Source organism: Rhizobium sp. BK376 (assembly GCF_004341625.1).
GTDB lineage: Bacteria > Pseudomonadota > Alphaproteobacteria > Rhizobiales > Rhizobiaceae > Rhizobium.
Window position 1 is genome coordinate 262,296 of sequence record NZ_SLZG01000007.1, and the last position, 20,936, is coordinate 283,231.

Below are 20,936 nucleotides of genomic sequence, written 5' to 3' on the forward strand. Positions count from 1 at the left end.
TCCCGGCAGGTGGCTCAGCATACGCTTTCATTCGATGAACGCCCCAACAAGCTCGAACAAGCCCGAATAAGGCATAGCCTATATTTTCGGAAATTGTAATATACAACTTATGGGGTATGGTTCATGCAAAAAAGTGCAGTCCGCCCGAAAAAATCAGGCGAACTTTCGTAAAATCAACCGTAATCGGACAGAATTCGCGCTTAACCGGCTTTCGGACGCTCGATCCGGATGACCTGTGGTTCGCCGACAAGATAGCCTTCCGTCTTGATCGCGGAAACGGCTTTGCGGATCGAATCCTCGGTGGTTGCATGCGTGACGAGGATGATCGTTTGATGCTCCGAGGGCGAGAGATGTTGCTTGGAGCGCTGTACGATTGATTCCAGCGAAATATGGTTTTCCGCCATGCGCGTTGCGACGCTGGCAAAGACACCGGTGCGGTCCTGAACCGTCAGACGGATGAAATAGCCCCCCTCGTGGCTTTGCATCTGCGCCTTGCGGTAGGGCTCCAGCGCGGCGGCGGGATGGCCAAGAGCGGGCACACGCTGCGCGCCGGGCTGGCTCTTGGCGATGTCAGCAATATCGCCGAGCACCGCGGAGGCGGTCGCATTGCCGCCGGCACCGGGGCCGACCATCAGCAGTTCGCCGAGGATATCGGATTCGATCGCCACCGCATTGGTCACGCCATCGACCTGCGCGATCACCGAATCCTGTGGAACCATGGTCGGATGAACGCGCTGCTCTATGCCGGTCTCGGTGCGTTGCGCGACGCCCAGGAGCTTGATGCGATAACCGAGATCGGCGGCCGCACGGATGTCGTCGATCGAAATATTGGTGATGCCTTCGAGATAGATGTCGTCAGCCGCGATGCGATTGCCGAAGGCAAGCGTGGTCAGGATGGCCAGCTTGTGAGCGGTATCATTGCCTTCGATGTCGAAGGCCGGATCGGCTTCGGCGTAACCGAGACGCTGCGCTTCCTTCAGGCAGTCGGCAAAGGACAGGCCCTCTTTCTCCATCCGGGTCAGGATGTAGTTGCAGGTGCCGTTCATGATGCCGTAAACGCGGGAAATCGTGTTGCCGGTGAGTGACTCGCGCAACGCCTTGATGACGGGAATGCCGCCTGCGACCGCCGCTTCGAAATTGAGAAGCGCGCCCTTCTCTTCCGCGATCGTTGCAAGTTCGACGCCGTGATAGGCAAGCAGAGCCTTGTTGGCGGTCACCACATGGAGACCGCGCGCAAGCGCCGCCCTTACGGAAGCATTGGCTGCACCTTCGGCACCGCCCATAAGCTCGACGAAGACGTCGATGTCGGCCTTCTGGGCCAGATCGACCGGGCCGCCGTACCATTCGATACCGTCAAGATCGATGCCTCGATCCTTGGTGCTATCTCGAGCCGTAACGGCGACGATTTCGATCGGACGCCCGCAGGTGACGGCAAGTTCGTTCCTGCGCTGCTGGATGATACGGACGAGCGAGGCACCAACGGTGCCCAGGCCCGCAATGCCGATTTTGAGGGCGTCTGCCATGGAATGATCCTGATAGTTCTGATGCGGCAGCCGCGAAAACGGCTGCCGGGAGTTTGATCGTCTTATGAACGGTGGGCGTTGAGCGAGATGACGTTGTGCATCGTCTCGTCGGCCGTCGAAAGGAATTTCTTGATATTGCGAGCAGCCTGGCGGATGCGATGCTCGTTTTCAACGAGCGCCAGGCGCACATAGTCATCGCCCATCTCGCCGAAACCTATGCCCGGAGCGACGGCAACGTCAGCCTTTTCTACGAGCAGCTTGGAGAATTCCAGCGAGCCGAGATGACGGAACTTTTCTGGGATCTTCGCCCAGGCGAACATGGTCGCCTCCGGCGGAGGAACCTCGAAGCCGGCCTTGCCGAAGCTCTCAACCATAACGTCGCGACGACGCTTGTAGACGCTGCGCACTTCCGCGATGTCGGAGCCGTCACCGTTCAGCGCGTGGGTTGCCGCAACCTGGATCGGCGTGAAAGCACCGTAATCAAGGTAGGACTTGACGCGGGTCAGCGCTGCGATAAGCCGCTCGTTGCCGACGGCAAAGCCCATGCGCCAGCCGGGCATGGAAAATGTCTTGGACATCGAGGTGAATTCGACCGTCACGTCTATCGCGCCCGGGACTTCGAGCACTGACGGAGGCGGTGCATCGTTGAAGTAGATTTCGGAATAGGCCAGATCCGAGAGCACGATGATGTCGTGCTTCTTCGCGAAGGCGACGACTTCCTTGTAGAAATCGAGCGTCGCCACATAGGCGGTCGGATTCGACGGGTAGTTGAGAATCAGCGCCAGCGGCTTCGGGATCGAATGACGTACCGCCCGCTCCAGCGGAGGGAAGAAGCTGTCGTCGGGCTCGACTGACAGGGAGCGGATAACGCCGCCCGCCATCAGGAAGCCGAAAGCGTGGATCGGGTAGGTCGGGTTCGGGCAGAGAATCACGTCGCCAGGAGCGGTGATCGCCTGCGCCATGTTGGCGAAGCCTTCCTTGGAGCCGAGCGTGGCTACAACCTGCGTATCGGGATTGAGCTTCACGCCGAAGCGGCGCGCATAATAGGCCGCCTGGGCCCGGCGCAGTCCCGGAATGCCCTTGGAGGATGAGTAACGGTGCGTACGCGGATCCTGAACCACTTCGCACAGCTTGTCGACGATCGCCTTCGGAGTCGGAAGGTCCGGATTGCCCATGCCGAGGTCGATGATGTCAGCCCCACCCGCTCGCGCGCTGGCTTTCAAACGGTTGACCTGTTCGAAAACGTAAGGCGGCAAGCGTCGGACTTTATGAAACTCTTCCATCTCTTTCCTCATGGGACTCAGCCACTATGGCTGCAACGAAGTTCGTTCGTCTCCCGAACAGCCGCGACACGAACTTCGAAATCGCGGCGCCCGTATTCTCACCTGATGCAAATGGATGCGGTGAATCTGAGGCAGTCAGCCCTTCAGATTCGTCATGAACCAGCAGGATACATCAAATTCAGCCTGTCGGAACGCTTTGCGTCCAAATTGCCGGAAAGGCAAGGCTATTTTACTGGCTCTGTTGCTTGATCTGATCGAGCGTATCCTGGCCATGTTCGGCGGCAAGCTTGCGCATCTCGGCGACGCGCTTGTCGTATTCGGCCTGGCTGATCGCACCGGATTTGTGCGCGGCGCCGAGTGCCGTCAGCTGCTTTTGCAGATCGGTGGCCTGATCGTTGCTGATCTGGACATTGGCGGCCGTCGGCGGATTGTTGAATGTGGGGAAACCATCCGAGGTATGATCGGTCGTCGATTCGTTCAGCGGCTTCCCGCTGGCCGACTTTACGATGACGGCCTGTGGCGCCTGGCGCTTTGCGGCCCAGGCCGCTCGCTCCGCCGGCGTCGAGCATCCCGCCAATGCCAGCATCAAGACGCCGCATACCAGGAAATATCGGTCGAACCCCGTCACCATACCGCCGCTCATAAATCGCCCTATCTGTCCTGCGCCCGCGTCGCAAACTGTTAGAGTTGTCGGCGCGGCAAAGCAAGAGTGTCAACTACCCGTCTTGGAACTTGTATTCCGTTTCCAGCAAGATGTACAAATGGAAAACAGACTGAGCTGCCGCCGGAGGATGATGCGTGACCGACAGCAAGCGGGATTCAAGTGAGGGCAAAAGCTCCGATTTCGATTCGAAATCGCTTGAGGCCTATATCGTTAAAGATCCCGAAGCGATGGCCATGAATTTCGCGCGCGCGCTCGAAAATCTCGGCCAGGCTGCATCCGCGTGGCTCGGCCCGCGCGAACGCGGGGAGCGGCCGGAAACGCTGGCCGACCCGATGACCGACATGGTCAAGACCCTTTCGAAGGTTGCGGAATATTGGCTCTCCGATCCCCGTCGCACCCTGGAGGCGCAGACCCATCTGCTATCCGGCTATTTCGGGCTCTGGACCCAGACCATGCAGCGGCTGGCGGGCAATGAGACGGCACCCGAGGCAGACGAACCTTCTGTCAAGGACAGGCGGTTTGCCGACGAGGACTGGCGGAAAAACCCCTTCTTTGCCTTCCTGCGCCAGACGTACCAGTTGACGTCGGGCTGGACCGAGAAACTGGTCAATGATGCGGAAGGGCTCGACGACCATACGCGCCATAAAGCCTCCTTCTACGTCAAGCAGATCACGGCTGCACTGTCACCGACTAACTTCGTCGCCACCAATCCGCAGCTCTATCGCGAAACCGTCGCTTCCAACGCGGAGAATCTCGTTAGGGGCATGAAGATGTTTGCCGAGGACATCGGCGCCGGCGGCGGAGACCTTCGGCTGCGGCAGACCGACATGAGCAAGTTTGCGATCGGTACCAACATGGCGCTGACGCCGGGAAAGGTTATCGCGCAAAGCGACGTCTGCCAGATCGTCCAATATGAACCCTCCACGGAAACGGTGCTGAAGCGACCACTGCTGATCTGCCCGCCGTGGATCAACAAGTTCTACATTCTCGATCTCAATCCGCAGAAATCCTTTATCAAATGGTGCGTCGAGCAGGGACACACGGTCTTCGTCATCTCCTGGGTCAACCCGGATGCCCGGCATGCCGAGAAGGATTGGACGTCCTATGCAAGGGAAGGCATCGATTTCGGACTTGAGACCGTCGAGAAGGCGACAGGCGAAAAGGAAGTCAACGCCATCGGCTACTGCGTCGGCGGCACGCTGCTGGCGGCGACGCTTGCTCTTCATGCCAAGGAAAAGAACAAGCGCATCAAGACCGCAACCTTCCTGACGACCCAGGTCGATTTCACCCATGCCGGCGATCTCAAGGTCTTTGTCGATGAGGAGCAGATTTCCGCGCTGGAAGCCCAGATGAGTGTGACGGGCTATCTCGACGGATCGAAGATGGCGACGGCCTTCAACATGCTGCGCGCCTCGGAACTGATCTGGCCCTATTTCGTCAACAACTACCTCAAGGGCCAGGAGCCCCTGCCCTTCGACCTGCTTTTCTGGAATGCCGATTCGACCCGCATGGCGTCAGCCAATCATTCCTTCTATCTGCGCAACTGCTACCTCAACAACACGTTGAGCAAGGGAACGATGGAACTGGACGGCAAGAAGCTGTCGCTCAAGGACGTCAAAATTCCCATTTACAATCTCGCTACCCGTGAGGACCACATAGCCCCGGCGAAATCGGTCTTCCTCGGCAGCGGCCTGTTTGGCGGTCCGGTCGAATTCGTTGTCACCGGCTCGGGACATATCGCCGGCGTCGTCAACCCCCCGGACAAGCTCAAGTACCAGTTCTGGACCGGCGGCAAGCCGGCCGGCGACTATCAACAGTGGCTGGAGGAGGCGAAGGAGACGCCGGGCTCGTGGTGGACGCATTGGCAGGCGTGGATCGAAGCGCAGGATGCCAAGCGCGTGCCGGCCCGCAAACCCGGTGGCGGCGCATTGAACGCCATCGAGGAAGCGCCGGGCTCCTACGTCATGGAACGCGCCTGAGGCGCATTCTTTCGGTCATGCTCGCGCAAAACAGCAAGATATTTCATGCTCTTCGATAAGCCCCTCGTCCCTGCCCGCCTCATTTCCCGCTACAAGCGTTTCCTTTTCGATGCAGAGCTTGAGAGCAGCGAAATCATTACGGGTTCGTGTCCGAATACCGGCTCGATGCAGGGCTTGACGACACCGGGCTCACGCATCTGGCTTTCCGAACATGACAGTCCTACGCGAAAATATCGCCACGTCTTCGAGATGATCGAAGCCGATGGAACGATCGTTGGGGTCAACACCGCAATGCCGAACCGGGTGGCGGCGGAGGCCATTGCCTTGGGACAGGTCGCGGATCTCGGGGACTACACGACTGTCCGGCGCGAGCAGAAATACGGCCGCAATTCGCGTATCGACCTTCTCTTGACCGATCCGCTCAGGCCTACCACCTATGTCGAGGTCAAGAACGTGCATTTCATGCGGACACCGGCTCTTGCGGAATTTCCCGATACGGTGACAGCGCGCGGCGCCAAGCACCTGGAAGAGCTTGGCGACATGGCCGAAGCGGGTCACCGCGCGGTGATGCTATATGTCATACAGCGGCATGATTGCGATCGCTTCCGGATATGCTCCGATCTCGACCGCTTCTATGCCAGCGCGTTCGATCGAGCGCTCACACGCGGTGTCGAAGCCTATGCTCTCAAATGCCAGATTTCGCCGAGTGAAATAATACCTGCGGGATTGATACCGATAGACGAACCCGGCATAGCTGCATTATGTAAAAGTGTAGAAAAGACTGCTGAAAGCTGATCCATGGTGAATTACATCGAAGCGTCGACGGCGCCGTCTAAAAATACAGGTGCCATCCGCCTCTACGGTCCGGATGCGTTCGAAGGGATGCGCAAAGCGTGCCAACTCACGGCGCGTTGCCTTGACGAGCTCGCAGCGCTTGTACAACCCGGCATCCCGACCGACGATATCGACCGTTTCGTATTCGAGTACGGCATGGATCACGGCGCCTATCCCGCGACCCTCAACTATCGCGGATACACCAAATCGACCTGCACCTCGATCAATCACGTCGTCTGTCACGGCATCCCCAATGAGAAGCCACTGCGCGAAGGCGATATCGTCAACATCGACGTCACCTTCGTGCTGGATGGCTGGCACGGCGATTCCAGCCGCATGTATCCGGTAGGCCTGATCAAGCGTTCGGCGGAACGGCTGCTGGAAGTGACCTACGAGTCGCTGATGCGAGGCATTGCAGCCGTGCGCCCCGGTGCGCGAACGGGAGCCATCGGTGAAGCGATCCAGGTCTATGCGGAGGCAGAGCGCTGCTCGGTCGTGCGCGACTTCTGCGGACATGGCGTCGGCAGCCTTTTTCACGATTCGCCGAATATCCTGCACTATGGCCGGGCCGGCGAAGGACCGGAACTGCGCGAGGGCATGATCTTTACCATCGAGCCCATGATCAATCTCGGCCGGCCGCATGTCAAAGTGCTCGGCGACGGTTGGACTGCGGTCACGCGCGACCGGTCGCTATCGGCGCAATACGAACACACCGTCGGTGTCACCGCCACGGGCTGCGAGATATTCACATTGTCGCCAGCCGGTCTGGATCGGCCGGGCTTGCCTCCTCTCTAGGGTGACCCATGGCCAAGAGCCCCGCTCCATCTGCGGACTACGGCAATCAGCCGATCGACGATAGCGGGATTTTGGAAACGGAGGGCGATACGCCGCTCTTTGACGAGCGATTGTTCTTTGCAGAGCAGCCTCCGAAAAGCAGTAGCCTGAAAAGGCCGGCAAAGCTTTCTGCCGCTCCTGCCGACATGAGCAATCACTATCACGGCCACCGCGAGCGCCTGCGCAATCGCTTCCGCGACGGAGGTGAAGCGGCGCTTGCCGACTACGAGGTCCTTGAGCTGCTGCTCTTTCGGCTTATTCCTCGCCGCGATACCAAGCCGATCGCCAAGGCGCTCATCGACCGTTTCGGAACGCTCGGCGGCGTTATTGGAGCACCGGCTGTGCTGCTGCAGGAGGTCAAGGGTGTCGGCGAAGCAGTGGCACTCGATCTCAAGCTGGTGGCGACGGTTGCACAGCGCATGCTGAAGAGCGAACTTCGCGGCAAGCAGGTGCTGGCTTCGTGGTCATCTGTCATCGACTACTGCCACACGGCGATGGCCCACGAATCGCGCGAACAATTTCGCCTCCTCTTCCTCGACAAGCGCAACGCGTTGATTGCAGACGAGGTGCAAGGCCTTGGTACCGTCGATCATACGCCGGTCTACCCACGCGAAGTGGTCAAGCGTGCCCTGGAACTATCGGCTACCGCTTTGATTCTGGTCCATAACCATCCATCAGGCGACCCGACACCGTCCCGCGCCGATATCGACATGACGAAGATGATCATCGACACCGCGAAGCCTCTCGGCATTACCGTCCATGATCACATCATCATCGGCAAGGACGGACATGCGAGCCTTAGAGGCTTGCGTCTGATCTGAAGATCAGATGTGCCGCGATCGTTATCGCGATAGCCTTCTCATCCTCACCTCATTTAAGTTTCAGGTATTCGTCAGCATGCTTTGGCATAGACTGGATGCTCCCGATCCGGTCCCATCCCGCCCCTGATGCTGGCAACCGACGGAAGCAACTACTGTGACCGTCGCCGGCTGTTTGGCGTGGTCTGCCCGGAGCTTCCATGCCCAAGACTGCGTCACGCCCTGCTTCGTCTGTCCGCCTTCTTCGCCAGGGGCTGCTTTGCACGCTTGCGCTGCTCGCGCTTCTGGTTGGCGGTTTCTATGGCTACATGCTCGCGACCACAAACTTCCACGCCGTCGTTCCAGGAGAGGTCTATCGCTCGTCGCAGCCATCCGCTTCGACGATCGCCGAATTCCAGAAAGACTACGGTATCAAGACGATCATCAACCTGCGCGGCGACAATAGCGGTAGCGACTGGTACGATGATGAAATCGCAGCCGCCAGGAAACTCGATATAAACCACATCGATTTCGGCATGTCTTCCGGCCGGGAACTGACACAGCCGGAGGCCGCACGTCTCGTCGAACTAATGCGCGATGCGCCGAAGCCCCTCCTGATCCATTGCCAGGCCGGGGCGGACCGCACGGGTCTCGCCGCTGCTCTTTATCTCGCCGCGATTTCGAAGCGTAGCGAAACGGTTGCCGAAGGACAGATGTCGATTATCTACGGTCACATCCCGCTTTCGATCAGCCGCGCCTACGCCATGGACAGAAGTTTTGAAAAACTCGAGCCCTGGCTCGGCTTTTCCAGCTCTTGAGCTACCAACGTTAGACAATCTGTAACATTGACCGGCTACCGATTGATGAGCGACATTTACTGTCGCGATATTGTTCCAATTCAATCATTCGGGGCTTTTCGATGTATCAATACGATCTCGTCGTCGTGGGCAGCGGTCCGGCTGGACGCAGAGGCGCCATACAGGCAGCCAAGCTCGGCAAGCGCGTGCTGGTCATCGAGCAAGGCAAGCGCGTGGGCGGTGTCTCCGTTCACACAGGCACGATCCCCTCCAAGACCCTGCGCGAAACCGCGCTCAACCTTTCGGGCTGGCGCGAGCGCGGCTTCTATGGCCGGGCCTATCGCGTCAAGCAGGAGATCAGCGCCGAAGATTTGCGCCGCCGCCTGCTCATCACCCTCGATCACGAAGTCGAGGTACTCGAGCACCAGTTTGCCCGAAACCGGGTCAGCCACATCAGGGGCAAGGCGAGCTTCGTCGACCCGCAGACGCTTGAGGTAACCAAGGACGACGGTGAAGTTCTTCATGTCAGCGCAGAGAGCATTCTTCTCGCCGTCGGCACGAAGCCCTTCCGCCCGGACTACATGCCTTTCGACGGAGAAACCATCCTCGACAGCGACGAGATTCTTGAGATGAAGGCGCTGCCACGGTCGATGGTCGTCATCGGCGCCGGCGTCATCGGCATCGAATACGCGACCATCTTCAGTGCACTGGACACGCAGGTGACCCTGCTCGACCCCAAGTCGACCATGCTCGATTTCATCGACAAGGAAATCGTCGAGGACTTCACCTATCAGCTGCGCGACCGCAACATGAAGCTGAACCTCGGCCAGAAGGCCGAGAAGGTTGAAAAGCTTCCTGACGGCAAGGTGGAGCTGACGCTGAGCAATGGCCGGCGCATCGTCACCGACATGGTACTCTTCGCGGCCGGGCGCATGGGCGCGACGGATACGCTCAATCTTCCCGCTGCGGGCCTTGAAGCGGACAGCCGCGGCCGCCTCAGCGTCAATCCGGAAACCTTTGCCACCAGCGTTCCCCATATTTTCGCCGCAGGCGATGTCATCGGCTTCCCGAGCCTTGCCTCCACCTCGATGGAACAGGGTCGTATCGCGGCCCGCGTGGCCGTCGGCGCGATCGCCAAGGAGCCGCAGAAATACTTCCCCTACGGCATCTATGCCGTTCCGGAGATCTCCACCTGCGGCCTGACCGAGGAAGAGGTCAAGGAACGCGGCATCCCTTATGAATGCGGCATCGCCCGGTTCCGCGAAACCTCGCGCGGCCATATCATGGGCCTGGATACCGGCCTCCTGAAGATGATCTTCTCTCTGAAGACCCGCCGCCTGCTCGGCGTCCATATCGTCGGCGAAGGCGCTACCGAACTCGTCCATATCGGCCAAGCGGTCCTGAACCTCAAGGGCACGGTCGAATACTTCGTCGAGAACACTTTCAACTACCCGACGCTTGCCGAAGCCTACAAGATCGCCGGCCTCGACGCCGGTAACCGCATGGGCGACATCAAGTCCGAGCTTTGAAGATCAGTCAGTCTACACGGTGCCCATCAAGCCTAGCCTAGTCGGCGGCAGCGCGGCAGACGGCCTCAACGTTGTGACCATCGGGATCGAGAACAAAGGCACCGTAATAGTCGGGATGATAATGGGCTCGGATACCCGGCGGCCCATTGTCTCGGCCTCCCGCGGCGAGTGCGGCTTCGTAAAATCGATCAACCATCGCTCTATTCTGCGCCGAGAAAGCTATGTGAACACTGGTTTGAGGCCCGTTTCGATGTCCTATCCAAAAGAAGGCCTTCGGCTTGATCCCATACCCGGCAAAGGTCTCTCCCTCGGCATAGAGGCGTTCTATACCTAGCGGATGTAACGCTGTGTCATAGAACCCTTTCGATCGTTCCACGTCGGTTACTCCGATTGTGATGTGATCCAGCATATCTGCTCCGGGATTTCCGAGATAACAACTCGGGATCGATGCTGCATCTGTCATCAAAACCGAGTCAAGGACCTCTCAGGATTGATCATCTGCATGCGCACCGATAATCTTTCCACCATAACGATCTATTCTCGGTATCGCTTCGGGCTTCTTCACGCTCGGCTGACGGCGCCAACTCCGCATCTGGAAAAAAGGAAATAGACGGCGGTGCGAATAATCTCTCTGAACGCATGGGGCGGCAAGCTTCATGAGCCGCTCTTGCAATATATCGCTGATGTCGATCCCGATATCCTGTGCCTGCAGGAAGTCACGCGCACCATCTCGGCAAAGCAGGATTGGCATCTCTATCGCGACCATGATGTCGAGCTTCCGCAGCGCGCCAATCTTTTCGCAGAGGTCGGCGCGGTCCTGTTAGGACACGACGCTTTTTTCAGCCCGACCGCAAGAGGCGAGCTTCTCGAACGCGATGAGGCGGTTTTCTCAGAGTTCGGGTTAGCAACCTATGTTCGCCAGTCACTGCCAGTCATTGCGCAAGCGTCCGGCTTCGTGCACGGCGAATTCTCGCCTGACGGATGGGGCGCACATCCGCGGTCCCGCAACGCTCATTGCATCCGGGTCTTCGATTACAAGCGGCGCTTTCCGCTCACCGTCACCCAGTTTCACGGGCTGCGTGATATCGCCGGCAAAGGCGACACCCCTGCCCGTCACGCCCAGGCAGATGCTGTTATCGATCTCATAAAGCGTGTCTGGCCCGGCCACGAGCGGCTGGTCGTCTGCGGTGATTTCAACGTGCTGCCTGATAGCGTGACTTTCGAAACGCTCGGCAAGCTGGGTCTGACGGATCTCGTCACATCGCGCGGCTTCACGGACACGAGGACGTCCCACTACCCGAAAGATGGGCGCTTTGCCGACTATATGCTGGCGAATGAGGCCGTCGGGATCGTCGATTTCGATGTCGTTGCGGCGCCGGAAGTTTCCGATCACCGAGCGCTGCTGCTCGATATAGAGTGATGGTTTCGGCGAAACTTCGCGGCGGAGGTCGGACTGCGGGTTGGTGATGACACCGTGCCGTGGGAACCCCTCATCCGCCTGCCGGCACCTTCTCCCCGAGGGGCGAAGATGGATGCCGCACCGCCGCCGCTACTCCGCGACGTTCAAGTTGGGCGAAGCGTTGCGGCTCAACTCTTCTCCCCTTGGCGAGGAGCCGGAGCGACAGCGAGGCGATGAAGGGTTCCCACGCCACCCACCGCTGACGCTGGATACGCACACCGGAATGATCCGAGTAACGAAAAAGGCCCTGCCGGATGGCAAGGCCTTTTTGCATTTGATGGAATGAACCGATTACTCGGCGCTGTCTTCAGCAGCCTTCTTCTTCGGAGCGGCCTTCTTCTTCGGAGCAGCCGCTTCCTCGTCCTCGGCAGAGGCTTCGGTTGCTTCAGCCTTGGCAGCAGCCTTCTTCTTCGGAGCGGCCTTCTTCGTCTCCGCCTTCTCGGCACCTTCTTCGCTGTCGTCAGCGAGGAGTTCTTCCTTGCTTACAGTCTTGTCGGTGACATCGACTTCGGAGAGCAGATGGTCGATGACCTTTTCTTCGAAGATCGGAGCGCGCAGGTTGGCGGAAGCTCCGGGCGTGTTCCGGAAGAACTCGAGGATTTCCTTTTCCTGGCCCGGGAACTGGCGCAGCTGGTCGTAGAGAGCGCGCTGCAGTTCGTCTTCGCTGACCTCAACGCCGGCCTTTTCGCCGATTTCCGACAGAACGAGACCGAGGCGGACGCGGCGCTCAGCGAGCTTCAGGTATTCTTCGCGAGCCTTTTCTTCGGTCGTGTCTTCGTCTTCGAAGGTCTTGCCAGACTGCTGGAGATCCGTCTGGATCTGGCGCCAGATGCTGTCGAATTCAGCTTCGATCAGCTTCTGCGGCGAGTCGAACTTGTACATCTCGTCGAGCTGGTCGAGGATCTGACGCTTGACCTTCTGGCGCGTGACCGAGCCGTATTGGCTTTCGATCTGGCTGCGAACGACTTCCTTCAGGCGGTCGGCAGATTCGAGGCCGAGCTTGGTGGCAAGATCGTCGTTGATTTCGACTTCGCCCGGTGCAGCCACTTCCTTGACACTGATGTCGAAGGTGGCTTCCTTGCCGGCGAGGTTCTTGGCCGGATAATCGGCCGGGAAGGTTACGGTGATGACCTTTTCATCGCCAGCCTTGACGCCGACGAGCTGTTCTTCGAAGCCCGGGATGAAGCGGTTGGAGCCGATGACGAGCTCAGCGCCTTCGTCCTTGCCGCCGTCGAATGCTTCGCCGTCGACCTTGCCGAGGTAATCCATGGTGACGCGGTCGCCTTCGGCAGCCTTGCCTTCCTTGGTCTCGTAGGTGCGGGCGCTTTCTGCGATCTTCAGGATCTGCTCGGTGACTTCTTCGTCAGCGATTTCAGCGACTTCGCGGGTAACCTTGATGCCCTTGACCGACTTCAGCTCGATCGCCGGGATGACTTCGTAGGAGAGCGTGAATTCGAAATCGGCTTCTGCAGCCAGGATCTTTTCTGCTTCATCCTTGTCTTCGGTCATGGCGACCTCCGGCTGAGTCGCAGACTTTTCGCCGCGCTCCGTCAGGATCGCCGGCGGCTGGTCACGAACGATCTCGTTGACGAGATCAGCCATGATGGACTTGCCATAGACCTTCTTCAGGTGGGCGACCGGCACCTTGCCAGGACGGAATCCGTTGATGCGAACCTTGTCCTTGACCTCGGCCAGACGCTCGTTCATCCGGCCCTGCATTTCTTCGGCCGGAACTACGACCTTGATTTCGCGCTTCAGCCCTTCAGCGAGCGTTTCGATAACCTGCATCTTCCTACCTTCATTTCATGCGGCCGTGCTCCGACAGCCGTCTGTTTCTATGAGCACGACGCCGGATCAACGACCGGACGTGGCTTTCATGCAATTCTGATCATTTTGCCAGGCAAAATGGCGCATCGTATCCGCGGGCGACCTGGGCAGACCGATGTCTAGCCCCTCGCCCGCAAGGCAGCTTGGTGCGGGTAGAGAGACTTGAACTCCCACGCCTTTCGGCACCAGAACCTAAATCTGCTGTGGAAAGATGGTGCGGGAAAGGAGACTTGAACTCCTAAGCCTTGCGGCGCTGGTACCTAAAACCAGTGCGTCTACCAATTTCGCCATTCCCGCATTTTCCCAGATTTCGGCCCCGTGGGACAATTTATCCCAGGGATTTTCCCACACCTTTACCCAAGTTCCCACACAAGATTTGCGCGTGGTGGATAGTGCCAGTGGGGAAGATAGTCAAGCACTCAGTTAAGAACAGACAAGAGGGTTAATCGAAGGCCGCGAGGTTGACCGCCATGTGCCCCGGTGCCAGCTTGGCGTACCGTTGGGTCATCGTCGGTGTCTTGTGGCCCATCCAGAGCTGGACATTGTAGAGTGGAACGCCGTCCTGAACTTGCCATGACGCGCATGTGTGCCTGAAGGTGTAGATCACGCTATCGTGCAGATGTGGCAGCGCAACCTTTACGCGTTTCCAGAAGTCGACCATGGTCCTGCAACGGAGACCGGTCCATGGTCCAGACTGTCCACGTTCCCGCTGCCGCTCAACAGCCTCGATAGCCTTTGGCGACAGTGGAAGCGTTCTAGGTACTCCGTTCTTGGTCCTCTTGAACGTAACACTGCCGTTGCGTATCTGCGCCCAATCCAAGGGCTCAGCTTCGGTCCACGGACGCGCTCCGGTGTGGCAAAGGAATAAGCAGAAGTCGCGCTCACGGTGAAAGCCGTTGTCCTCGCACCACTTGATGATCTGCTCGAACTCCTCCTTGGTGAAGAACCGATCGCGACCGTTCTCGTTCTCAGCCTTGGCGTCGTGCGGCAGGTCGAAGGTGATCTTGATCTTGTTCTTCTCGGCAATCGTGCGGATCATCGACATGTAGCGGTTTTGCGTCGTCGGCCCCACCTTGCGTTCGTCACGAAGGTGCCTGATGAAATCCTTCAGCAGCCTTTCGCCAAACGCATCGGCCACTGAGGTAGACGGACCAACCCACTTCAGCCACATACGGGCGTTGGTTATCTGCCCTGCCCCGCCACGCATCGGTTCCCAATAGTCGGCTATGGTGGCACGAACGACGTTCCCCACGGTACCAGTGTCACCGCCGCCAACCTTGGCCAACGGCTTGACGACTTCAAGACCGCGCTTCAACCGGATGCGGCTTTCGGCCTCCCAAGCCTCGGCAAGGTCTTTGCTTGAGAAGCTAGCCATGTACTTCTCACCCTTGACCATGAATTTGGCCTGAAAGGAATTTCCACGTTCAACGATCATATAAGCGCCTCCAAGGCTGCCATCACCCGCGCACCCTTAGGCGTCATGCGGATACGTTTGTTTCTACGGTCAATTGGGTCCTCGACGGCCACCAGAATGTCGAGACCGGGCAGACCCTTGCGGTGCGTCTTGCCTAGTGCTGCGATGTTCCGTGAGACGGAGGATGTTGAGTGGCCGGTCGCGTTGGCGATATCGGTCACCGTCAGGTCAGGCTTTGCAGCGACAGCCAAAAAGATGGCCATCTGCTGCGCTTGCATTTCCGCATTGAGCTTGCGGAACTCTTCGATGAACGACGCCACTTTCTTAGCGGCCTTCATGGTCTCTTGGGTTTGTGTCGACATAGCTGGTCTTTTTCACCTTTGTGAAGCGGTTATTGACAGTGTCGCATTATCCCCACGTTTGCACTCATTGCAAGAGGTTAACTATACCACTCCTGCAACAGTTCAGACGCGAAAAGTGGATCACCGCCGTCCTTTGGGTAGATGATTTCAAGGTTCCTTGCGAGTGACAAGGTGGTGAGCTTAGCGTGACAATCTTCGAAGTCTGGCATCAGCTCATGCGCCTCTGGATTGACGCTTTTCAGGTAGTCGGAAGCTCTTGCAAACAAAACTTGGGGTTCCTCTAAAATGACATTGGTTGTGCCGGGTTTGGGACCACTCGATACAAGCCCAACCCCCGGCCTTCCACAGTTAAATATTGGTAATCGTTGGTGCTACTCCGATTTAAGCTGCGGCGTAGATATACCGAGCATATCGCTGACCGGTGTGATCGTTCTGCAACGTGCGGGTGATCTTATGGCCGAGAGCCTTCAGCTCACTGATGCGCTTGTTCAGCGAACGGCACCGCAGCACACCCTCGGCTTCCAAGGCCGTCACGTTGCCCTTTTCACGGAGCATCTTGAGCACCGAAGCCGTCATCGGTGCCGTGGGTTCGATTGGTTCCACAGGGACAACTGTTTCAGGTTTGGTGACCAGTTCAACCGGGATGATCTGACCGGCAACGCGGCGTGGCGAGACGTACCAGCAGCGATCCTTCAGCGTCGAAAGGTCGACATCGGGTGACTGTTCGGACACCATTTCGGTGACCGTGGGGTTATCCCAGCCCCGGCTCACCGCATCCTCACGGCGGATGACGTAGCATTCAATCTCGTAGTCGAGGGCGACCACAAGGCCACGGGTGTTGTCTACGGACAGGATGGTCTTACCGAGGAGGGTTTTGGACAGTACGTTCATGCTTCAGTCTTCCTTTTCGCTGGTGCTGATTAGTGAGCTGCGCCGATGGCAGCGGGGCCGGACAGGTGGTAGGCGTTATTGGCAACCATGGCGGCAGCCGGTGACTTGACAGGGACACCTTTGAGGTGACTGACGGCAGCCTGACGAGCTGCAATCATTGCCGGGGTGTTCATGATCTTTCGGAACAGGGTTTCCTGCTTATCGAGCAAGTATTGGTGCATTGCGGTCCCGTATGCCTTTCACGATATGGACGATGGATAGGAATATAAGCCCAAACCAGATGGATGGGAAGAACAGAACGAGAACTTTCCCCAGCTCATGTGCCATCGGTTGAACTCCGGCGAACGCGACCCCAGAGGAATGCGAGGAAAAGAAATAGGCAAATCAACGCCATAATCAGGAAGAACGACGCCAACGGGAAGATGAATTTCCAGAGGATGTAGGCGGCGAAAAGCTTAAGCATCGGGTTGCCCTTTCACGAAAAGCCACAGCACCATTGCCGAGGCTAGGAATAAAATCATGAGGAAATCGATCATGCTGCCCTCGTGGAACCGCCGCCGCGTTGCCGGGAGACATAAGCCTCGGCAGCCTTGGACAGTTCACGACGACGAGACAGCCACGCGGTGTAGGCATGGATTGGCAGAACATCGCCCTGGGGTTTGCTTTGGTCGTGGGCGATGATTGCTTGGAAGAGCGCGGGTAGCTTGTTCATGCTGCCACCCTCGCTTCCCGTTGGTGCCAGAGAGGTGGCTCATAGCGCTCCACCTTGTCGGGATCGTCGTAGGCATAGAACCAGTAGCCGATATCGATAATGTCGACCTGACGCGGCATCGGATCACCGAAGCTGTCCGTGTATTCCTTCAGGTCAAACTTGGTCGGGACGTGGTTGCCGTATCGAGCTAGGCAGTAAACTCATAAATTCTCTTGGCGTATTGGGTTGCGCGTGATTCAAGGCTTCCGAATTAGGAGCAATGATGACACGCCGCCGCTACGAACTCACGGACCACGAATGGTCCATTATTTCTCCACTACTGCCGAACAAGCCTCGCGGCGTTCCTCGTGTTGATGACCGGCGGGTCCTGAACGGCATCCTTTGGCGCTTCCGAACCGGCTCGCCGTGGGCGGAAGTTCCTGAACGTTATGGGCCGCCAACCACCTGCTACAACCGCTTCGTGCGTTGGCGGAAGGCCGGTGTCTGGGATCGTCTTCTTGAAGCCGTTTCAGAGGCTTATGACAGCGACATAGTCATGATCGACTCGACCTGTGTTCGCGTTCATCAGCACGCGGCCACGGGAAAAAAGGGGATCGAGACGATGGTTGCATGGGACGTTCCCGCGGTGGGCTCACGAGCAAAATCCACGCGCTCGTCGATGCCGAAGGTCGTCCAGTCACGCTCCGTCTGACCGGCGGCCAGATTGCCGACTGCACTGAAGCCGATGCGCTGACGGACGACCTCGGCGAAGGTGATATCCTGCTTGCAGATAAGGGCTATGACACCAACGCCATCCGAGCCAAGGCGGCCGAGCGCAAGGCCTGGGCCAACATCCCGCCGAAGGCGTCCCGCAAGGGCTCCTTCTCGTTCTCGCGCTGGGTTTACAGGCAACGGAATCTCGTGGAGCGTTTCTTCAACAAGATCAAACAGTTTAGAGGTATCGCCACTCGCTACGACAAGCGCCCGGAAAATTATCTCGCAGCTGTCAAACTCGTCGCCGCAAGGATCTGGTGTCAGAGTTTATGAGTCGACGGCCTAGGCCGATGTTTGCCCCGGTCTCAGGGTGAGCAAAGAACGTCCTGACCTGAGATTGAATGATGACGTTTCGCATCCGCCACCTCACTGGGAAAAGACAGCAACGCCGCTGCTCAGCTCAACGACACTGTGCGAGTGCTGCATTTCGTGGGTGAATTGGTCGTAGTCGAAGTACTGCGCCAACGGGTGATCTTCCTTGATCCCATGCGACCGAAGCATATCGTCGGCCAACTCTTCAGCGTATGACCGAAGGCTGTCATAGGTGCCTGAAAAGCGGTCACTCAGCTCTTCTTTGGCGTAGGCCATGGTTCCGAAGTGCGCCACGATGGCGGCTAGGTCTTCGGGTTCCATGTTGTACTCTTCACAGAGCGCGACAAAATCAGCGATGGCATCAAGACCGGGATGCTCACCCAAGGTCGACGGCAAACCCTCGTAGTCATGGATTGCCCATTCCTCGGCGCTCGGTACTTCCTCACCGGTCTCAGGGTGTTCCACGGTAACATTAGGGAAGCGGCTTTCACGAAGCATCGCAGACACCTCAGCCTGCATATCGTCTACATCGTCGCAGGCATCAATCCAGCGGCCAAACAAGACGCCGTTGTTATAGCTTGCCAAACAGGCGGCATAGAAACGCATGGTCATTCTCCGTAGTGCAATGGTCGCGATAGTGGCGACGGTTGGACATAGGAAACCCTTGGCGATCCAAGAGATTGCTATGGTCAACGGCTTTCGATAGTATGCAGGAGCCTCACGATCTTTCGACCGTGAAGCCCCTTCGCTAGAGGGTTACGAATAGGGTCACGGTGAGGCGCACCGTGGCCTTTTTCATTTTCCAACGAAGAGTGATTGACCATGTGACCATGGCTAATCCTCCTGCATTGCGTGGCTGTTTCGTCGCCACTTCCGGGCATGGGCATTCTAGGCCGTTCATCACGGCAGCAAGCACACCATTCAAGGCAGCGCGGCGGTTGCCCTCAATGGTAGGCTTGAGCGGGACCAAAGCCCCGCCAAGGTCAACGATGCGGTTTGAAGGTGGACTGTAGGACGACCAGAGCGCCCATTACGGTGACTAGGGTCTCAATCATGCTCATAGCCCCGCCCACGCCTTAGCGATCTTAAAGTTCTTGGTTGCCATCGAGCCGGGGCTGTCCAACCATGTGACCTGAACAACGCCGCTCTGTGGCTTGACGGTAGCGGTGATCTTCCGAGGCGCACCGTCGTCATCCAAGTGAACCGTCTTGTTTACGAATGGCCCGACGTTGCCCCGCATATGGAAGACGCGATAGGCGCTCTGTGCGAAGTACAAGGCAGTCGAGTGAGGCATTTTGAACAGCTTAGGTGCTTTGGTGCTCACGCGGTCACCTCATCCCACGCGAGGCGTTCTTTATTCAGCATGTCGTTCTTTGCGAATGCCAAGGTCTTACCGACGAAGTGCTTGCGCTTGGCCGTGATCACCTCGCCAACCAAGGCGTGACCGATGTCTTCCTTGACGTTGATGGTGTAGCGCAGTCCTGCCCGTGTCTCGAAGCTGATGATTTCTTTCATCGCTTTGTCTCCGTGTGTTGACATTGGCTAGGGCCAAACAACCAAACGAGGAACAAATCGGTTGCAGGCTCTAACTAAGGTCAAACCTTAGGATGTCGGTGTTATTCCGTGCGCACCGCCGACTGGCGCTATTCAGTTTTCGCAGAACCCAAGGACTTGTTTGCGGAATCCTTGCTTCCAGAGCGTCGCTCAGTGCGTCGTCTGGTGTGCCTCTCTTAGATCAAATTGATTGCACTATCGCAAGCATTAATTTCGAAAAACACAGATAAATCGCATAACTCATTGATTTTACGTTGATCTTTTTAACGCCGCGATCGGATTAATATCTCGTCACTATCGCGATAATCACTGTTTGACCGGGAATAGTACGCGCGTAAGGACCTTGGTCGACCACGGTCAACGATAGGGTGATTTGGTTAGGCCACGGACTTGCCGCGTTGCGCTTCCCATTGCCTGTATTGCTCGGCTATAGCCTGCCGTCGCGCTGCCTTTGCTAGGGCTTCAGCCGCCTTGCGTTGCGCTTTGGTCGGCTTCGGTGGCTTTGGTGTCTTGGGCTTCACCTTAGCCGCAACACGCTTACGCCGCTTGAACTGCCATTCGACGTTATCGGGCGAATAGCCTAGCTCTGGATCGATGGGCGCTATCAACCTGCCCTTGGCACCTGAAGGCGCTCGGTCCCACATGTCGGCAACGAAGCGTTCACGAGATGAGCGCCATTGTTCCACGACAAAGCAACCAGAGTTCATCATGCGTTCGTATTGGGCTATCAGGAAGCGCTCTTTCATCGTCATCGTGAGATATAAGAACGAAAACAGAACGAGGTCAAGGTGGGCTATGGTGTGCTTTGGTAACACTCTGCGCAGCACCGATCACGAGACAGACGCGTTATAACATTACGTGAAACGACCAATGCACACGCCACCGAAGGCCACCAAAGCGCCACCGATCACGCTTTTGCGTAACCTATGCGTATCGTAGTAGATGTATCATCCTATCCGGCCCATTGATTTCATTGGATAATCCCGGCTGATGAGACAAATCATGGGACAATGCCCCGTGGTGACCATGGTTTCCGAGGGTGTCCATAGGCATTCGAGGGGGTACCGGGGGTATCCCAGCGCGAGCTAATCCAATGATGCCACCAAAAACTTTTGTGCCAAAAACATTTGGAGACCAAAGCAACCTGAGATAACCAAGGCGCTCTTATGTAAACGAGGGTTGACAAGAGTGATCTACGTGTTGGGGTTCTTAGGTGTGACCATAGCTGCGCTGATGACGGCTGTGGTGGCTTATGCTGGCTATGGTTCGATCCGGTCTGGGCAGGTCGGTTGGGGTCTTGCCCTCTTGGGTATCTTCGTATCCCCACGCCGAGAACCGCCTTGTTTTGTTAGACTGATGCCGTTGTTTTGCTGAGGTGAGCGCTATCGCCACGTTGCTAACAACGAGGATAA

At 57.7% G+C, this 20,936-nt stretch carries 23 protein-coding genes, 1 tRNA gene and 1 pseudogene; 9 read left to right on the forward strand and 16 right to left on the reverse strand.

The genetic code is table 11. From position 1 onward, the window contains the following. Nucleotides 1-200 precede the first annotated feature (200 nt). The 3 genes from EV561_RS19360 to EV561_RS19370 form a co-directional block, all read right to left on the reverse strand. Nucleotides 201-1,523, reverse strand: coding sequence for a homoserine dehydrogenase (locus EV561_RS19360; protein WP_132523931.1), 1,323 nt, complete (start codon nucleotides 1,521-1,523; stop codon nucleotides 201-203). 62 nt (nucleotides 1,524-1,585) lie between these two features. Continuing rightward, a complete protein-coding gene (locus EV561_RS19365; RefSeq protein ID WP_132523932.1) occupies nucleotides 1,586-2,806 on the reverse strand; it encodes an LL-diaminopimelate aminotransferase in 1,221 nt (406 codons plus the stop codon). Nucleotides 2,807-3,035: 229 nt separating this feature from the next. Continuing rightward, the gene (locus EV561_RS19370; protein ID WP_132523933.1) at nucleotides 3,036-3,449 is read right to left on the reverse strand and encodes a hypothetical protein; all 414 of its coding nucleotides are present in this window, start codon (nucleotides 3,447-3,449) and stop codon (nucleotides 3,036-3,038) included. 155 nt (nucleotides 3,450-3,604) lie between these two features. Between EV561_RS19370 and phaC the strand changes: the two genes are divergently transcribed. From phaC to sthA, 6 genes are all read left to right on the forward strand, one after another. After that, nucleotides 3,605-5,449, forward strand: coding sequence for a class I poly(R)-hydroxyalkanoic acid synthase (gene phaC / locus EV561_RS19375; RefSeq protein ID WP_132523934.1), 1,845 nt, complete (start codon nucleotides 3,605-3,607; stop codon nucleotides 5,447-5,449). A gap of 45 nt (nucleotides 5,450-5,494) precedes the next feature. After that, on the forward strand, nucleotides 5,495-6,244 hold the full coding sequence (gene sfsA / locus EV561_RS19380; protein WP_132523935.1) for a DNA/RNA nuclease SfsA: 750 nt from the start codon (nucleotides 5,495-5,497) through the stop codon (nucleotides 6,242-6,244). 3 nt (nucleotides 6,245-6,247) lie between these two features. Next, complete coding sequence (map, locus tag EV561_RS19385; protein ID WP_132523936.1) at nucleotides 6,248-7,078, forward strand: type I methionyl aminopeptidase; 831 nt, start codon at nucleotides 6,248-6,250, stop codon at nucleotides 7,076-7,078. Between the two features lie 8 nt (nucleotides 7,079-7,086). Further along, nucleotides 7,087-7,938 (forward strand): DNA repair protein RadC, encoded by an 852-nt coding sequence (gene radC / locus EV561_RS19390; RefSeq protein WP_132523937.1) that lies wholly within the window; start codon nucleotides 7,087-7,089, stop codon nucleotides 7,936-7,938. Between the two features lie 197 nt (nucleotides 7,939-8,135). Further along, entirely contained in the window at nucleotides 8,136-8,732 is a 597-nt protein-coding gene (locus tag EV561_RS19395) for a tyrosine-protein phosphatase (RefSeq protein WP_132523938.1), read from the forward strand. Between the two features lie 101 nt (nucleotides 8,733-8,833). Next, nucleotides 8,834-10,240: a Si-specific NAD(P)(+) transhydrogenase gene (gene sthA / locus EV561_RS19400; RefSeq protein ID WP_132523939.1), complete on the forward strand. Its 1,407-nt coding sequence runs from the start codon at nucleotides 8,834-8,836 to the stop codon at nucleotides 10,238-10,240. A 37-nt stretch (nucleotides 10,241-10,277) separates the two neighbouring features. On the opposite strand, the gene EV561_RS19405 is transcribed toward sthA, so the two are convergent. Continuing rightward, nucleotides 10,278-10,649, reverse strand: coding sequence for a VOC family protein (locus EV561_RS19405; protein ID WP_132523940.1), 372 nt, complete (start codon nucleotides 10,647-10,649; stop codon nucleotides 10,278-10,280). A gap of 207 nt (nucleotides 10,650-10,856) precedes the next feature. Between EV561_RS19405 and EV561_RS19410 the strand changes: the two genes are divergently transcribed. Both EV561_RS19410 and EV561_RS19415 read left to right on the forward strand, forming a co-directional pair. Next, nucleotides 10,857-11,660 (forward strand): endonuclease/exonuclease/phosphatase family protein, encoded by an 804-nt coding sequence (locus EV561_RS19410; RefSeq protein ID WP_132523941.1) that lies wholly within the window; start codon nucleotides 10,857-10,859, stop codon nucleotides 11,658-11,660. 112 nt (nucleotides 11,661-11,772) lie between these two features. Then, nucleotides 11,773-11,985 (forward strand): hypothetical protein, encoded by a 213-nt coding sequence (locus EV561_RS19415; RefSeq protein ID WP_132523942.1) that lies wholly within the window; start codon nucleotides 11,773-11,775, stop codon nucleotides 11,983-11,985. Between the two features lie 5 nt (nucleotides 11,986-11,990). Here the strand turns inward: EV561_RS19415 and tig are convergent, their stop codons facing one another. From tig to EV561_RS38415, 8 genes are all read right to left on the reverse strand, one after another. Beyond that, nucleotides 11,991-13,487: a trigger factor gene (gene tig / locus EV561_RS19420; RefSeq protein ID WP_132523943.1), complete on the reverse strand. Its 1,497-nt coding sequence runs from the start codon at nucleotides 13,485-13,487 to the stop codon at nucleotides 11,991-11,993. Nucleotides 13,488-13,738: 251 nt separating this feature from the next. Continuing rightward, a tRNA-Leu gene (locus EV561_RS19425) sits at nucleotides 13,739-13,823 on the reverse strand. Nucleotides 13,824-13,968: 145 nt separating this feature from the next. Then, entirely contained in the window at nucleotides 13,969-14,961 is a 993-nt protein-coding gene (locus tag EV561_RS19430; protein WP_132523944.1) for a site-specific integrase, read from the reverse strand. Further along, on the reverse strand, nucleotides 14,958-15,302 hold the full coding sequence (locus tag EV561_RS19435; protein ID WP_132523945.1) for a helix-turn-helix domain-containing protein: 345 nt from the start codon (nucleotides 15,300-15,302) through the stop codon (nucleotides 14,958-14,960). The genes EV561_RS19430 and EV561_RS19435 overlap by 4 nt, the downstream gene beginning before the upstream one ends. A gap of 381 nt (nucleotides 15,303-15,683) precedes the next feature. Beyond that, nucleotides 15,684-16,193 carry a helix-turn-helix domain-containing protein gene (locus EV561_RS19440; protein WP_132523946.1) on the reverse strand — a complete coding sequence of 170 codons (510 nt, stop codon included), beginning with the start codon at nucleotides 16,191-16,193 and terminating at the stop codon, nucleotides 15,684-15,686. 29 nt (nucleotides 16,194-16,222) lie between these two features. Further along, nucleotides 16,223-16,414: a hypothetical protein gene (locus EV561_RS19445; RefSeq protein ID WP_132523947.1), complete on the reverse strand. Its 192-nt coding sequence runs from the start codon at nucleotides 16,412-16,414 to the stop codon at nucleotides 16,223-16,225. A 311-nt stretch (nucleotides 16,415-16,725) separates the two neighbouring features. Further along, the gene (locus EV561_RS19450; RefSeq protein ID WP_132523948.1) at nucleotides 16,726-16,905 is read right to left on the reverse strand and encodes a hypothetical protein; all 180 of its coding nucleotides are present in this window, start codon (nucleotides 16,903-16,905) and stop codon (nucleotides 16,726-16,728) included. Beyond that, a complete protein-coding gene (locus EV561_RS38415) occupies nucleotides 16,902-17,024 on the reverse strand; it encodes a hypothetical protein (RefSeq protein WP_281025812.1) in 123 nt (40 codons plus the stop codon). The genes EV561_RS19450 and EV561_RS38415 overlap by 4 nt, the downstream gene beginning before the upstream one ends. 143 nt (nucleotides 17,025-17,167) lie before the next feature. Here EV561_RS38415 and EV561_RS19455 point away from each other — a divergent pair. Further along, nucleotides 17,168-17,931 (forward strand): annotated as a pseudogene (locus EV561_RS19455) (IS5 family transposase). Nucleotides 17,932-18,024: 93 nt separating this feature from the next. On the opposite strand, the gene EV561_RS19460 reads toward EV561_RS19455, so the two are convergent. From EV561_RS19460 to EV561_RS37610, 4 genes are all read right to left on the reverse strand, one after another. Then, the gene (locus EV561_RS19460) at nucleotides 18,025-18,576 is read right to left on the reverse strand and encodes an antirestriction protein ArdA (RefSeq protein WP_132523950.1); all 552 of its coding nucleotides are present in this window, start codon (nucleotides 18,574-18,576) and stop codon (nucleotides 18,025-18,027) included. Nucleotides 18,577-19,290: 714 nt separating this feature from the next. After that, nucleotides 19,291-19,485, reverse strand: a complete 195-nt coding sequence (locus EV561_RS19465) for a hypothetical protein (protein ID WP_132523951.1) — start codon at nucleotides 19,483-19,485, stop codon at nucleotides 19,291-19,293. Nucleotides 19,486-19,901: 416 nt separating this feature from the next. Further along, nucleotides 19,902-20,270: a hypothetical protein gene (locus EV561_RS19470; RefSeq protein ID WP_132523952.1), complete on the reverse strand. Its 369-nt coding sequence runs from the start codon at nucleotides 20,268-20,270 to the stop codon at nucleotides 19,902-19,904. 463 nt (nucleotides 20,271-20,733) lie between these two features. Next, nucleotides 20,734-20,936: hypothetical protein (locus tag EV561_RS37610; RefSeq protein WP_207910561.1), on the reverse strand; the 203-nt coding region annotated here is incomplete at its 5' end.

Bases quoted from the DNA above. Each gene is read 5' to 3' on its own strand.
- EV561_RS19360 (WP_132523931.1), bottom strand. From the start codon at position 1,523: ATGGCAGACGCCCTCAAAATCGGCATTGCGGGCCTGGGCACCGTTGGT.
- EV561_RS19365 (WP_132523932.1), bottom strand. From the start codon at position 2,806: ATGGAAGAGTTTCATAAAGTCCGACGCTTGCCGCCTTACGTTTTCGAA.
- EV561_RS19370 (WP_132523933.1), bottom strand. From the start codon at position 3,449: ATGAGCGGCGGTATGGTGACGGGGTTCGACCGATATTTCCTGGTATGC.
- sfsA (WP_132523935.1), top strand. From the start codon at position 5,495: ATGCTCTTCGATAAGCCCCTCGTCCCTGCCCGCCTCATTTCCCGCTAC.
- map (WP_132523936.1), top strand. From the start codon at position 6,248: ATGGTGAATTACATCGAAGCGTCGACGGCGCCGTCTAAAAATACAGGT.
- radC (WP_132523937.1), top strand. From the start codon at position 7,087: ATGGCCAAGAGCCCCGCTCCATCTGCGGACTACGGCAATCAGCCGATC.
- EV561_RS19395 (WP_132523938.1), top strand. From the start codon at position 8,136: ATGCCCAAGACTGCGTCACGCCCTGCTTCGTCTGTCCGCCTTCTTCGC.
- sthA (WP_132523939.1), top strand. From the start codon at position 8,834: ATGTATCAATACGATCTCGTCGTCGTGGGCAGCGGTCCGGCTGGACGC.
- EV561_RS19405 (WP_132523940.1), bottom strand. From the start codon at position 10,649: ATGCTGGATCACATCACAATCGGAGTAACCGACGTGGAACGATCGAAA.
- EV561_RS19415 (WP_132523942.1), top strand. From the start codon at position 11,773: ATGCCGCACCGCCGCCGCTACTCCGCGACGTTCAAGTTGGGCGAAGCG.
- tig (WP_132523943.1), bottom strand. From the start codon at position 13,487: ATGCAGGTTATCGAAACGCTCGCTGAAGGGCTGAAGCGCGAAATCAAG.
- EV561_RS19430 (WP_132523944.1), bottom strand. From the start codon at position 14,961: ATGATCGTTGAACGTGGAAATTCCTTTCAGGCCAAATTCATGGTCAAG.
- EV561_RS19435 (WP_132523945.1), bottom strand. From the start codon at position 15,302: ATGTCGACACAAACCCAAGAGACCATGAAGGCCGCTAAGAAAGTGGCG.
- EV561_RS19440 (WP_132523946.1), bottom strand. From the start codon at position 16,193: ATGAACGTACTGTCCAAAACCCTCCTCGGTAAGACCATCCTGTCCGTA.
- EV561_RS19445 (WP_132523947.1), bottom strand. From the start codon at position 16,414: ATGCACCAATACTTGCTCGATAAGCAGGAAACCCTGTTCCGAAAGATC.
- EV561_RS19450 (WP_132523948.1), bottom strand. From the start codon at position 16,905: ATGAACAAGCTACCCGCGCTCTTCCAAGCAATCATCGCCCACGACCAA.
- EV561_RS38415 (WP_281025812.1), bottom strand. From the start codon at position 17,024: ATGCCGCGTCAGGTCGACATTATCGATATCGGCTACTGGTTCTATGCC.
- EV561_RS19460 (WP_132523950.1), bottom strand. From the start codon at position 18,576: ATGCGTTTCTATGCCGCCTGTTTGGCAAGCTATAACAACGGCGTCTTG.
- EV561_RS19465 (WP_132523951.1), bottom strand. From the start codon at position 19,485: ATGAAAGAAATCATCAGCTTCGAGACACGGGCAGGACTGCGCTACACC.
- EV561_RS19470 (WP_132523952.1), bottom strand. From the start codon at position 20,270: ATGAAAGAGCGCTTCCTGATAGCCCAATACGAACGCATGATGAACTCT.